We start from the raw sequence: 13,749 nt of genomic DNA, 5'->3' as shown, positions 1-13,749 counted from the left end.
GTTGCATTTTATACAAAAATCGTACAAACGATAGCTGTCAGCTTGATCCTATTTCTTATTCCGTATACTGAAAGCCTACGATGCGACCTGCTTCATCCACAGAGATCGTGATTCCCACGCCTTTGGCTGGACGGAACGTCACGTCCGCTGTCACAAATCCATAGTCGTAGTCTTCAAAAATAGCACCGCCACCGCCCCGCTCTACCTTTGCCTCTACTTTATATTGGCTTGCTTGATCGCCCACCAGCTGTTTTAGGAAAGCGGATGCTTTCTCTTTTGCCACCTTCTCGGCAGGGAGCTTTTTCGATACCCAATCTGGATTTTGGATTATGACTTTGCTCAATTCGTTTGTACGGGTATCCATGATAACGAAAGCTTCCGCTCGAGGAGTCGGACTGTACACCCGTTTTTGTGCTTCAAACATTTTCAGGAGTTGCCAGTTACCTTCGATGCCATAGTTATCATAATCAGAAAACTGTGCCGTGTCTGGGAACAGCTTGGTCACCTCAGCTATTACCTTATCCACCTCAGGGGAAAACTTGCTCTGCTCCACACCCGCTGGAATGCTCACTTCGAATGTTTTCTCATCAAATACAGGTTGAAAATCCACCTTGTCTACGGTGTACGAAAATGCTTGTGCTTGATTGTGGGTGAAGGTGCGCTTGAGCAGCAGCCCTGTTTCTTTGTCGATCCACAGATCATCCTGGTAATGATGAGGCTTGCCAATGATTTTCGCCTCTTCTTTTTTCGCGACGTGATACACAGCTCGATTCAACAGTTGTGCTTCCTTCACGGTGATTGCTACCTTCGAATCTGGCAGCGCCACTTTCAATCGACCTAGCTCTCGCTTCGTCTTGTTGATTTCATTATCGTATGTGCCAATCGTTGCGGAGTGGATAAATCCTCTGCCGCCTTCTTGATACGCTGCCACCTGTCCCGCCTTCCCTACGGCATGCTGAACCCTTTTCCCATCTGAGATTTCCTCTCTCCATTCCCCTTTGATCGTGTTATCCCATGTTTTTGCCTTTTGGGTCTGGGTGCCCTGCTTCACTTTCGAGGTGTGTGTGGATTCGATGTACATGGAAACAGGCTGTTTTTTATCCATTTCTTTGACGAGCTGATCAAAAGTGATCGCTTGTGCTTTATTCGCAGCGGCTACCATGTTGGTTTGTGCCTGTGCGATCCCGAATGGGGATACTGCTGAGAGAAGGAGTGCTACCATGCTAACGGTAACAAGTGCTTGCTTTTTCATGTCGGTTCATCCTTTCGACTCGTTGATTGCTGTTCACTTGTTACGATCCTCCTCATGCACAGCTTGTGACACATCCCTCCAAAAAATATATTTTTCATATTCCTGTCACGTTTTCCTCCCCGGCAGGATCATCCCTTTTAGCAAATCGCTAGTATACATAGGGAGACAAACCACATGAAATTTCAAATGATCAACCACGCTTCGTTTTTATGGGAACACGATTCCATCAAATTATTGACCGATCCATGGCTTACGGGAACTGCCTTTGATAACGGCTGGGGCTTGTTAGCCAAGACCCGCTTCACCTCTGAGGATTTTGCGGAGATTACGCATATATGGTTTTCTCATGAGCATCCAGATCATTTTCATCCACAGAGCCTGCGAACCATACCCGAGGAGTATCGCAAGCGAATTACGATCCTCTACCAGCAGTCAACCGATAAAAAAGTGATCGATTGGTGCCGTGTCTTTGGCTTTCAGCAAGTCATTGAGCTCTCCCCGGACAAATGGTACTCCTTGTCCGACGATATCTCTGTTTTATGTCGGCCATTTCCTGTCGGCGATTCCTGGCTGTGCATCAAGACAGCTGATATGACGATCCTGAACCTGAACGATTGCGAGGTCAGCACCACACAGGAAGCCAAGGATATCCTGAACCGTGTTGGTGACATCGATCTAGTATGGACGCAATTCTCGTATGCGGGATGGGCTGGGAACAAGGAAGACTTTCTGCTCCGCAAAAAACGTGCTATGGAAAAGCTCGCCCGGGTGAAAAAACAGGTGGAAGTCCTTCAACCTCTCTACGTGATTCCCTTCGCCAGCTTCGCCTGGTTTTGTCACGACGAAAACTATTACATGAATGATGCGATCAATAAAGTAGACAGTGTGTACCGCCTATTGCTAGAAGAAACGGATGCCAAACCAATTATTTTGTACCCCGGGGATACGTGGACGCCACATGAAGCGCATAATCCTGCGAAGGCGCTCGCCCTCTACGCACGCGACTATGAGAAGATGGCTTCCTCTCCTACTCTTCTTTCTTCGGTCAAAATCGAATGGGACATGCTACTCGAGGCTGCCTTGGACTTCAAGGAACAGATTCAAAAAAATAATCATTCGCTGTTTCTCTCTATCGTTAGACCCGTTACCTTTTATTTGTCAGACTATCAAAAGACATTTCGCTTTTCCCTGACAGATGGGTTGATCGAATCCCCATGCGATCCACTCGATTGTGATGTGGAGCTATCATCTGAGGCCCTGCAGTATTGCTTCACGCATTTGTGGGGATGGAGTACACTGCGCATCAATGGTAGACTGCAAGCGCCTAAAGGTCGGAATGCCCGTTTCAAGCGCTTTGTCATGCTCGGGCATGTTGCACAGCTCAACAATTTCGGTATTTATATGGGATGGAACTGGGCGTTTGTCCGTTTTTTGGTAAATTATTTGGGAGAGAAGATTCACAATCGCTATATTACGACAAATAATATCTGAAAATAGGAAAAAACACCTATTTTATCGTTAGTTTAATGGGTGTATTTTGTCCTATCCCCCTTGAGCAAGTAAGGGAGGGGGATTTTTATTCGAATATTCTAAATTAACTTGGTATATTTCCAGTATTATGCACCCCATGATAGAATCGGTAAGGAAATTCCGTAGTTTACCAATTATAATATAAAAAGGTGGATCTATTCAGATGAAAAAACTAGTATCTGTAGCTTTGTTGCTCTCCATGTTGGCTGTTACTGCTTGTTCGAACAAACCAGCTGAAACAAAGCCAGCTGAGCAAAATGCAACACAAACCACAGGAGCAGCTAAAACAGATTCTGCTACACCAGCTGCAGCAACAAACGACAAGCTAGAAGCGAAAAAGGTTCTGAACGACAAAGTGGAAATCTTGATTCCAAAAGGCTTTACTGTCATGTCTGAAGAGATGGCAAAAGAAAAATACCCAATGGAAAATCGCCCTTCCTTGATTTATACCGATGAAAAAGGTACCATTAACATCGCTTTTAATCATACAGAAACACCTATTCAAGACAACCTTCTCAAAGACATGAAGGATCCAATGAAACAAGCGTTCTCTAACATGTACCAAGATGCAACTTGGTATCGCGATGAAGTAATCCAAATCAATGGCAAAAACGTTGGTGTGTTCGAATTGCTGACTCCTGCTGCTGATACAAAAATTTACAACCTCATTTTCTTTACAGAGCTCGACGGCAAAATGCTGATGACTACTTTCAATTGCACCGAGGATAAAATGGAAGAGTGGAAACCACTCGCGCAAGAAATTTTGATGTCTTATAAAGTGCAATAAGGAAACAACGATTCCTCCTCACAGAGTAAAAGCACCCTCCTATGGGTGCTTTTTTGTTTTTTCTGTTTGCTGCATCCAACACTTTCTTCCAACGAAGCAAAGCCTCCCGAGAAGGATACGGATTCGGAAATCGCATTGCACTCCGCTAAAATATAATAGACGTTTTTTATATTTGTCTATTATAATGAAAACTAATCAGTAAAACGTTTATTGTTCAAGAGGGAGGCCTATTATGAATCAATTTGAAAACAAAGTAGCGGTCATTACCGGAGCGGCCAGCGGTATCGGGCGTGCATTGGCAATGCGCTGTGCAGAGGAGCAGATGAAGGTTGTTCTTGCCGATGTAGAAGTAGCAGCACTCCAAAAAGTGGAGCAGGAGTTAAAGGACGCAGGAGCAACTGTCCTCGCCGTTGTAACGGACGTAAGTAAAGAAAAAGATATCCAGAAGCTTGCACAAAATACGCTAGACTCGTTTGGTGCTGTCCATTTATTGTTCAACAATGCAGGGGTAGGCGCAGGCTCGACAATCTGGCAAAGCACCCTTGCTGATTGGCAATGGGTCATGAATGTGAACTTGTGGGGAACTATACACGCTACACAAGCTTTCGTACCCATGATGTTGAAACAAGGGACTGAATGCCACATCGTGAACACCGCCTCACTCGCTGGCCTTGAGTCCGGACCTGGAAATAGCATTTATCGTGTAAGCAAGCATGCGTTAGTCAGTCTGTCGGAAACCCTCTACCACGAATTGAAAATGATCCAATCGAAAATTGGTGTTTCCGTTTTATGCCCCGGCTTTGTTCAGACGCAAATATGTGACGCTCATCGCAATCGTCCAGCCGAGTACAGCAAACCAGGAGATATCGTGGAGCCCTCACCGATGACCACTGCCATCGACCAGTTCATTCGTTCTGGTGTCGAGCAAGGAATTTCTCCGAAAGAAGTAGCTGATCACACCTTCCTGGCGATCAAGAGCAATCGCTTTTACATTCTGCCAGACCCCTCTTATAAAGAAACTGTGCGTCAGCGAATGGAAGATATTTTGAACCAGCATAACCCGACGTTCGTGATCCCCTCGCATATTTAACTCCGATTGAAAAATGCGAATACAACCAAGAGCCACGCTCTTAAAGGAACGTGGCTCTTGTATTATCTATCTATTAATTCTCGGTCTCGCAAGGAAACTAAAATCACGAATCCAATCATCACCTCTGTAATGTTAAACGCTACCTGCTGACCATTCCATACTTGTGATTGCCACATGGCGAACCACTCTGCGCCCACAATGGCAAATCCGAAAAACCAGATGCAAAAAGCAACCATATAAGCGATGTATGCGAATGTTTTAGAGTTATTGAACATTTTCGCATCCTTCTTTACATTACACAGCATTTTCCCTGCAGCGATCCAACCAAAAAGTGAGAACACCCCTTCCGCAATGATGATTCCGATGTAAGCTATGGTGTGAGCAGTAGGATCAGTAATCGCTCGCCACATAAGTGCATTACCCTCAAACGTGGTATCCATGGACAGAACATGTTGGACAAATTGATAATTGGAATGGTAGTCCATAAGATTCCCTAAGAAAATGGACGTCCCAAATGCTGCGGATAATGCTACAACCAAAACCTTCAAATACCGTAACGTCAAATTACTCAATGATGATCACTCCTCTTTTCCCCTATTCCCATATAATGCCTTTACTCATTCTCGATCGGATTGACACACCCTTTCACGATTATTCATCACCATTAGATGGAAGCCTAATCATACTCTTTCGGAAATGGAACCTCCCATTCATGATTTTTTTCCCCATCCATGTTCAACAGTTTGGAACGGTTTTGTCACATGTATTTTTCTTAACAGTGTTATGATGAAATGGATTCCCCCATATAACAAACAATGAATATGTGCAAGGTTGTGATTATCATTTGGAAGCCTGATCGGTCGAGCAGTCAAACTCTATACCACCAAATAGCCGATGAGATAGAACGCAGAATTTCATATGGAGAGTTCCCCCCTGGGAGCCTGCTCCCTTCTGAGAGAAAACTGGCTGAGCAATTAGGAGTAAACCGAAGCACTGTTATTCTAGCGTACGAGGAACTTCGGGCATTAGGCATCATTGAGAGCAGAACAGGAAGCGGTACTCGTGTGTGTAAAAATAAATGGGAGGCAACTCCGAAGCATACGCCCAACTGGCATCGATATGTAGAAGGTGGTCAATTCCTCCCGAATTTGTCTTATCTGCGTCGAATTAGAGAGGCCTTACAAAAAGACAGCAGCCTCATCGATTTTGCGAGTGGAGAATTGTCTTCCCAGCTCTCACCCGGCAAGGAAATCAGTACCCTGATGAAGGAAAACCCCTTCACCGAATATTTGGGATACGACAATCCACAAGGCTTTACACCTTTGCGTGAAGAGCTAGTCTCGTATTTGTCACGATACCGGAATGTACAGACAACGGACTCTTCCATTCTGATCACGTCGGGGTCTCAACAATCTCTGCATTTGATCACACAATGTCTGCTTGCACCCGGCGATGCAGTTGCCATCGAAGATCCCTCTTATTGTTACTCGTTGCCTATGTTTCAATCTGCTGGCCTTCGTCTGTTCCGCCTTCCGGTCAGCAATAACGGCATTGATCCAGAAGATATTCGGGCTTTATATAAAAAACATCGGATCAAGATGATCTTTATCAATCCTACTTTTCAAAATCCGACAGGGGTTTGTCTTAATCCCGCTCGGCGCACGCAGCTGTTGGATGTAGCAAGCGAACTTGGTCTCCCCATTGTAGAAGACGATCCTTTCAGTCTGACTTCCTATGACGGTAAGCCTCCACTGCCACTCAAATCATTGGATCAGCTTGGCTCTGTTGTCTACATCGGTTCCTTTTCCAAAATTGCTGCGTCCGGTTTACGAGTCGGTTGGATGGTGGCGCCTCATTCCGTTGTCGAGCGTTTGGCAGATGCCCGCCAGCAGATGGATTTTGGCCTGAGCGTAGTGCCACAAAAAATCGCGGCCCAGTTTTTGCATTCCGATAACTTTTTACCGCATTTAGAGCGATTACGTATGCATTTACAATACCGAAGAGATTTGCTTGTGGAGGCACTGCAAAAAGAGTTACCCAATGAGCTTTCATTCACCATTCCCCAAGGTGGATTACATTTGTGGTGTAAAATTAACCCGGACGTGAATGACAACCAATTATTTGAAGAAGCCCTTCGCAGAGGCGTCGTTTTTGTGCCAGGAAGTGTGTACGGTTCAGATTCCGGTTACATGCGCTTTACCTTTGCAAGACCGAAAGAAGAGGAAATTACGCTTGGTGTCGGTAAATTTGCGGATGCATTGAAGGCTGTTTTGACCTAAAGATGGTGGTCCGACAACGATTGTGGTCGGGGGAAGCCCTGCCACATGTTTTCCAGTCGCCTGTATCCTCTCTACGTTCGGGCGGTCTCCTTCCAAACATGTGACAGGACTTTCGTACAGCTTTTGTTTCTTTCAGACTTTAAAAACAGATTTGCAGGTTAGGTCATGGAAGCTTCGGTTCACGATTTTACTACTTGCATTGACCTGCAAGTATTGCCAAAGCTGCGTAGGAAGAAGCGCATTTCCAGTCCAAGCGCCTCTGGAGCCCATCCCAGCACAGGAATAAATGGCGGGGAATTTCAGCTTCACCTATGGAATACTACTTTGAAACCTCTACGTTTGAAGCGCTCCCGCCATTTATTCCTGTGCGAACAGTCAAATCCCCCCTTGCAGGGCGTAGGCCGAAGCGTAGACTGGAAATGCGCTTCTTCCCCCACCACAGCAGCTACAAAAAAGACCTCCACCGCTTTTATCAAGCAAATGGAGATCTTTTTATACTATATAAGCTCTACTTCATCCACTTCACATTCTCTTTTTTCTCTTCATTCACCAACAACGTAAAAACATCCGGTCGCGAGTAATGTCCCACGACATCAAAATCGAATTGGCTGTACGCGATATCGCGAATGTCCAGATCAGCGTAGAGAATCTCCTCCCGACCAAAAACAGGCTCGACGATATAGTCACCCAATGGCCCCACAATCGCACTTCCACCTCTGCTCATCTCGTCTGGAGAAGAGGCAAGATCTTCGTAGCAGGCCAAATCAGTCGGATACATATCTTTTGTTACATACTGATTGCTCGATAAGACGAAGCATCTGCCTTCCAATGCGATATGACGGATGGTAGCTTGCCATGCATCCCTCGCGTCTGCTGTAGGCGCGATGTAGATTTGAACGCCTTTTGCATACATCGCTGCTCGCGCTAACGGCATATAATTTTCCCAACAAATCAGGGCCCCGATCTTACCGTAAGGAGTATCGAATACCGGCAAAGTACTTCCGTCCCCTTCGCCCCAAATCAACCGTTCGGATGCAGTCGGCTTCAGCTTGCGGTGCACGCCGAGCAACTCACCATCTGGTCCGAAAAATAAGACGGAACAATATAAGGTGCCGCCGCTATTTTCATTGTCTCTCTCGATCACACCAATGACGAGATACACACCTGCCTTGCGCGCTGCCTCCCCGAGCTTGTCTGTCTCTTCACTCGGAACGACAATCGAATTGTCCCAATAACGAAACCAGTCTTTGCGGCCTTCTGGAGAACGACTGCCTACTTTTGTCCCAAAAGTAAGGCCTCTCGGATACGCCGGGATAAAAGCTTCGGGAAAAACAACGATTTTCGCTCCCTTTTCTCCTGCTTCCAGTGTCAGGGAAACAGCCTTTTCCGTACTTGCCTCCCGATTCATGATGACAGAAGCAGCTTGAACAACAGCAACTCGAACGTTTTGTTGCGGATTAGACATATTGACCTCCCCTGCTCTCCTAGAGAATTTCGCTTCTTCTCCTACTATTCGGTGTATACGAGGGTCTCCCCTACTGCTGCAACAATTTGATATCCTCGATAATTTTATCGTAAGGCACGTCCGTCATCCCGTCATAGCGCCCAACGAGATTCCCTTTTTGATCGACTAGATACAACAGCGTATCGTGGATAACCTGATCGGAGTTCGGGTCCTTGGATATCGGTGTCTTAAACGATTTGAGAATGAACGTTTTGATCTCCTCGAACGTATATCCAGTCAAAGCGTGCCAATTTGAGAAATCGGCATTGAATTTGCTGAGATACGTTTTTAATGCTTCTGGCGTGTCTCTTTCTGGATCGACGGAAAAGGAGACGAACTCCACATCCAGACCTGCTTCTTTTGCTTTTTTCTGCAATTCGGCCATGTTTGCTGTCATCGTCGGACAGACGGTTCCACAATACGTAAAAATAAAGTTGGCGATCCATACTTTATTTTCTACATCAGTTGAAGAGAAAGGCTTCCCTTCCTGATCCGTATACGCAAATGGCTGAACCGGATTGTTTAGATCATATCTTGCTGGACCACACGCAGTTACCAAAACAATCAGGATACTGAGCATAATCAACAAAGCTGTTTTTTTCATGGTACCGCCCCTCTCCTATTCCTTTTTCTCAGAGAGCCACTTCGCTAACTGGCCGATTTCTTCGGCGCTGAGTACATTTTCATAACCAGGCATGCCATTTGCGCCGACCGTAATTATTTCAACGAGTTTTTCCTCCGTCATTTTCGAGCCAACTTGCTGCAAGCCTGGACCCACCCTACCTGATAAATCGTTACCGTGGCAGCTCATGCAATTATTTTTGTATAGCTTCATCGCACTTTTATCTGCATCTGCAACTTCTGGTTGTTCTTCTGTTGCACCACTGCCGCATGCAGTTACGAGCAAAAACAGAGCACCGATCATTAGATACCCGATCGCTTTCATGGAACTCCCAACCCTTCCTGCGGGAATGACTATCCCTTACAAAAAGGGACGGCCTGTCGTATCCACTACCATACACACAAACACAATCATCAAATAATTAATCGAGATGAAAAAATCGTCTTCGCCCATTTTTCCGTATTCTCCGACACAATCCCAATAGTCGTATGCCCCATCCATACCATTCCGAATAGGAAGGAAACAGGCGGCATGGCCCCGGACACGCCACCAATGGACGTGCTCCAAGTGGACGTTCTTTTGAGCCACATTGTGTAAACGACTACGTATACGAACATCCCGAATAATCCGAGCCAACCTACTAGCGCATTGACTTTATAAAATAACACCAGCTCTCCCACAAAACCGAGAACCAGGGCGTACAGCAGTACGCCCCCAGGTTTCAGTCGTCCGCAAGCAAGTGGCCGGTCTTGAAGAATGCGGGGCTTGGTCAGCTCTATCCAATCTGCTAGCATCTCCATCCCCCCGACCAAATGTTAGTCATTATAAGGCGACCATGTTGTACATCATGATCCAAATCGACCCGATCACGATGAGGAACACGATGAACAACCCGAGTAAAAGCGACATCAAGTTGTATCTTGGTTTATCCTCTTCTTTCAGATGCATGAAGAAGAATAACTGGACAATAAACTGGAACAGAGCCGCTACTAAATAGATGATGGGCCGCTTATCACTATCCAACCAACCGTTCTCTAGGGCCAGAATGGGAATGATGGTGAGTACAAGCGACAAGACGAAACCGATCACATACGATTTCAGGGAACCATGACCGCCGTGTTGTTCTGTTGTGCCATGCACAGATTGCTTGCTCAATTAATTCACCCCCATCACATACACGATGGTGAAGACGAAAATCCAAACAATATCAAGGAAATGCCAGAACAAGCTGATGATGTTTACTTTCCGTTTCGTTACGGGTGTAATGCCGCGCTTCGCGATTTGCATGATGACGATGATCATCCACCCAATACCGAGCGTCACGTGCAATCCATGCGTCCCTACCAAGGTGTAAAAAGCAGTCAAGAATGCACTCGTGCTAATCGTTGCCCCTTCGCTTACGAGATGCATAAACTCGTTGATTTCCAGGAACAAGAAGGATGCTCCCAAAAATATGGTAACTGCCAGCCAGTTCATCAATGCAAGACGATTCCCCTTATTCATAGCGAGAATCGCAAGACCGCTCGTAAAGCTACTGGTCAGCAAAATAAACGTACTCGCGTAAATCCCATTCATCTGAAAAAGATCTTTTGGACCTGGTCCACCATCCGTGCTCCCTTGCAGTACGATATAAGTCGCAAACAAAGTAGCGAATAAAATAACATCTGTCATGAGGTAGATCCAAAAGGCAAACGTGCGCAATTCCTCTTGGTCTGGATGATGATCATGATGTCCAGCATTCACATTAGCCATTACGTAATCACCCTCCCTGCTTCGGCCTCTGTACGTTTAATCTCTTCCACCGTGATGTAATAGTCCGTGTCGTAGTTAAACGAGTGAGCAACCATACACGCAAGTACACCGATAAACCCTGGTACAGCCATCCATAGCCAGTCAAAAATCAAACCGAATCCGACAAAGAACCAGAACATGGACATCACAATCGGAATACCGGAGTTTTTCGGCATATGAATCGGTTCCAGCTCTACTTTCGCTGGTTTTTCCAAGCCTTGCTCGATGCGCAGCTTTCTTTCATGCCAATCATCTTGAGATGTTACCTGCGGCATGACGGCAAAGTTATAGAACGGAGCTGGCGAAGGAATCGACCACTCCAATGTACGAGCATTCCACGGATCACCTGTTGTATCTTTCTTCATGTGCTTGATGCTGTGTGCAATGTCCCAAATTTGGACAAGGAATGCAGCACCCATGATTACGGCACCAATCGTCGATACCAGGTTCATTTCGAACCAGCCTTTATCCCAGCCATACGTGTAAAGACGACGTGTCATCCCCATCAAGCCCAGCGCGTATTGCGGCATGAAGCACAGGTAGAACCCGATGTTCCACAGCCAGAAAGCCCAACGGCCAATACGCTCATTCAGCATGAAGCCAAAAATCTTCGGCCACCAGTAATACAAGCCAGCGAAGAATCCAAACACGACACCCGCAATGATCACTTGGTGGAAGTGGGCAACGAGGAAGTAGCTGTTGTGATACTGGAAGTCAGCAGGTGCCACCGACAGAAGGACACCCGTCATCCCACCAATGACGAAGTTCGGGATAATCCCGACCGTCCACAGCATCGGCGTTTCGAACGTAATTTTTCCTCGGAACATCGTAAACAGCCAGTTAAACACTTTCACACCCGTCGGAATCGCAATCAACATGGTCGTGACGGCGAAGAAGGCATTGACGTCCGCACCGGAGCCCATCGTGAAGAAATGATGCGCCCATACGAGGAACGAAAGAACGCTAATGATGATCATGGCGAATACCATGGATTTGTAACCAAACAGCTTTTTGCGTGAGAACGTTGCAACTATCTCCGAGAAAATCCCGAACGCTGGCAAAACGATAATGTAAACTTCCGGGTGACCCCACATCCAAATCAGGTTGATGTACATCATCGGGTTACCACCGCCATCCAAGGTGAAGAAGTGCCCACCCAAATAGCGATCGATAAACAGCAGTGCCAAGGTAACCGTCAAGATGGGGAATGCGAAAACGATGGCGATACAACTCGACAAAACTGACCAGGAAAACATCGGCATTTTCATCAAAGTCAAGCCAGGAGCACGCACTTTCAAGATCGTCACAATAAAGTTAATCCCGGTCATCAAACTACCAATCCCTGAGATCTGAATGCCCCAAATGTAGAAATCCTGACCTGGTCCCGGGTTAAAGGCTAGCTCCGAATACGGCGGGTAAGCCAGCCATCCTGCATCCGGGGAGCCCCCAATGACGAAGGACAGGTTAAACAGCATCGCCCCTGAGAAAAACAACCAGAAGCTGAGCGCATTCAGAAACGGAAAGGCTACGTCACGTGCACCGAGTTGCAACGGCACGATGACATTGAATAAACCAAACATAAGCGGCATCGCCATAAACAGAATCATAATGACGCCATGCGTCGTAAAAATCTGGTTGTAGTGATCCCCACTCAAAAACTGCATCTCAGGCATGACGAGCTGCGCCCGCATTAAAAGAGCATCTACCCCTCCTCGAAACAGCATGAGAACGGAAGCGAGAATGTACATGATACCGATCTTCTTGTGATCGACAGTCGTCAGCCATTCGCGCCAGAGCCATCCCCATTTTTTAAAGTAAGTCAGCACCGATACGATTGCGATCATACTGAGCACAATGCTGACGTCCGCACCGTAAATAAGTGGATCGCCTGTTACGAAAAATTCAGAGGCGAATTCTTTCACACTCTCCCACATCGTTGTCTCTCTCCTCCCTCTTTCCATTTCAACCGACTATTCTTTCACCCGCGCTGGCGGTTGCACTCTCGTAGATAAGCCGTGATTGTGTGAAGCAGCATACTTGGTCACCGTCATTTCGTACAATCCTTCAGGAAAAGCAGAGAAATAGCGTACATCCGATGTTCCTTGTTTGGTCAGCTCTTTGTAACCATCCAGCGACAGCTCAGGGGAAGTATGTTTCACCTGATTCACCCATTGATCAAAGTCTTCTTGGGAAGTCGCATTCGCTGTAAAGAACATCCTCGCAAATTCTTTACCGGTAAAGTTTGCACCAGAGCCCATGTACTCACCCTGTTCATCTGCTTGCAGGTAGAGAGTCATAGACATGCCGGACATGGCATAAATCTGACCACCGAGCTGTGGAATCCAGAATGAATTCATCGGGGCGTCAGATGTCACTTCAAAGCGTACTGGCGTATCCTCTGGGAACTGCACGTAGTTCACAGTGGCAATGCCTTGTTCAGGATATTGGAACAGCCACTTCCAATCTAAATTCGTCACTTGAATCGTGATCGGTTTCTTCTCGGATTCCAACGGCTTGGATGGCTCCAACGAATACGTATACCGAACTGTCCCGATCCCAATTAACGCAATAATGATGATGGGAATTCCCCACCAAATGATTTCCAGTTTCGTACTGTGTTCCCAATTAGGCGTGTACTTCGCCTTTCTGCCTTTTCTGTCACGGTATCGCCATACAATGACAAACGTAAGAATTAGTACGGGAACAATCACAATTAACGTTAAAAGCGTGGATAAAATCATTAAGTCCTTTTGCTGTTCACCAATGGGTCCTTTCGGATCGAGCACGATATAGTTATCAGCGCAACCGGTCGTCAAGAACAGCAGGATGAACATGAACAAAAATGACATACAGCGTACTGTCTTGGACGTCTTCATGTCCTTTTCCTCATCTCC

General features: G+C 46.3%; 14 protein-coding genes. 4 read left to right on the top strand and 10 right to left on the bottom strand.

Annotation, left to right across the window (positions count from 1 at the left end):
• Positions 1 to 55: 55 nt before the first annotated feature.
• Complete coding sequence (locus E8L90_RS30495) at positions 56 to 1,252, bottom strand: hypothetical protein (RefSeq protein WP_208759447.1); 1,197 nt, start codon at positions 1,250 to 1,252, stop codon at positions 56 to 58.
• Positions 1,253 to 1,426: 174 nt separating this feature from the next.
• On the opposite strand from E8L90_RS30495, the gene E8L90_RS26980 reads away from it, so the two are divergent.
• The 3 genes from E8L90_RS26980 to E8L90_RS26970 all read left to right on the top strand — a co-directional run bounded on the left by E8L90_RS26980 (position 1,427) and on the right by E8L90_RS26970 (position 4,659).
• Positions 1,427 to 2,743 carry an MBL fold metallo-hydrolase gene (locus E8L90_RS26980; protein WP_137032326.1) on the top strand — a complete coding sequence of 439 codons (1,317 nt, stop codon included), beginning with the start codon at positions 1,427 to 1,429 and terminating at the stop codon, positions 2,741 to 2,743.
• Between the two features lie 202 nt (positions 2,744 to 2,945).
• Entirely contained in the window at positions 2,946 to 3,569 is a 624-nt protein-coding gene (locus tag E8L90_RS26975) for a hypothetical protein (RefSeq protein ID WP_137032324.1), read from the top strand.
• Between the two features lie 232 nt (positions 3,570 to 3,801).
• Entirely contained in the window at positions 3,802 to 4,659 is an 858-nt protein-coding gene (locus tag E8L90_RS26970) for an SDR family NAD(P)-dependent oxidoreductase (protein ID WP_137032322.1), read from the top strand.
• A 62-nt stretch (positions 4,660 to 4,721) separates the two neighbouring features.
• Here E8L90_RS26970 and E8L90_RS26965 read toward each other — a convergent pair whose 3' ends face one another.
• Positions 4,722 to 5,231, bottom strand: a complete 510-nt coding sequence (locus E8L90_RS26965) for a DUF2165 family protein (RefSeq protein WP_137032320.1) — start codon at positions 5,229 to 5,231, stop codon at positions 4,722 to 4,724.
• Between the two features lie 243 nt (positions 5,232 to 5,474).
• Between E8L90_RS26965 and pdxR the strand changes: the two genes are divergently transcribed.
• Positions 5,475 to 6,938, top strand: coding sequence for a MocR-like pyridoxine biosynthesis transcription factor PdxR (pdxR, locus tag E8L90_RS26960; protein ID WP_137032318.1), 1,464 nt, complete (start codon positions 5,475 to 5,477; stop codon positions 6,936 to 6,938).
• 508 nt (positions 6,939 to 7,446) lie between these two features.
• On the opposite strand, the gene E8L90_RS26950 is transcribed toward pdxR, so the two are convergent.
• From E8L90_RS26950 to cyoA, 8 genes are all read right to left on the bottom strand, one after another.
• Positions 7,447 to 8,403, bottom strand: a complete 957-nt coding sequence (locus E8L90_RS26950) for a carbon-nitrogen hydrolase family protein (RefSeq protein WP_137032316.1) — start codon at positions 8,401 to 8,403, stop codon at positions 7,447 to 7,449.
• A gap of 70 nt (positions 8,404 to 8,473) precedes the next feature.
• Positions 8,474 to 9,046, bottom strand: coding sequence for an SCO family protein (locus tag E8L90_RS26945; RefSeq protein ID WP_137032314.1), 573 nt, complete (start codon positions 9,044 to 9,046; stop codon positions 8,474 to 8,476).
• Positions 9,047 to 9,061: 15 nt separating this feature from the next.
• Positions 9,062 to 9,388 carry a c-type cytochrome gene (locus tag E8L90_RS26940; protein WP_137032312.1) on the bottom strand — a complete coding sequence of 109 codons (327 nt, stop codon included), beginning with the start codon at positions 9,386 to 9,388 and terminating at the stop codon, positions 9,062 to 9,064.
• An 89-nt stretch (positions 9,389 to 9,477) separates the two neighbouring features.
• On the bottom strand, positions 9,478 to 9,858 hold the full coding sequence (locus tag E8L90_RS26935) for a UbiA family prenyltransferase (RefSeq protein ID WP_244297402.1): 381 nt from the start codon (positions 9,856 to 9,858) through the stop codon (positions 9,478 to 9,480).
• Between the two features lie 28 nt (positions 9,859 to 9,886).
• Positions 9,887 to 10,219 (bottom strand): cytochrome o ubiquinol oxidase subunit IV, encoded by a 333-nt coding sequence (gene cyoD, locus E8L90_RS26930; protein WP_137032310.1) that lies wholly within the window; start codon positions 10,217 to 10,219, stop codon positions 9,887 to 9,889.
• A complete protein-coding gene (gene cyoC / locus E8L90_RS26925; protein WP_137032308.1) occupies positions 10,220 to 10,816 on the bottom strand; it encodes a cytochrome o ubiquinol oxidase subunit III in 597 nt (198 codons plus the stop codon).
• Entirely contained in the window at positions 10,816 to 12,789 is a 1,974-nt protein-coding gene (locus E8L90_RS26920) for a cbb3-type cytochrome c oxidase subunit I (RefSeq protein WP_137032306.1), read from the bottom strand. Before E8L90_RS26920 ends, cyoC begins: the two co-directional genes overlap by 1 nt.
• A 36-nt stretch (positions 12,790 to 12,825) precedes the next feature.
• Positions 12,826 to 13,731 (bottom strand): ubiquinol oxidase subunit II, encoded by a 906-nt coding sequence (cyoA, locus tag E8L90_RS26915; protein ID WP_137032304.1) that lies wholly within the window; start codon positions 13,729 to 13,731, stop codon positions 12,826 to 12,828.
• Positions 13,732 to 13,749 lie beyond the last annotated feature (18 nt).

Source organism: Brevibacillus antibioticus (assembly GCF_005217615.1).
GTDB classification, from domain to species: Bacteria; Bacillota; Bacilli; order Brevibacillales; family Brevibacillaceae; genus Brevibacillus; species Brevibacillus antibioticus.
Note: the sequence above shows the minus strand (reverse complement) of the source record. Positions and strands in the feature narration are given on the sequence as shown.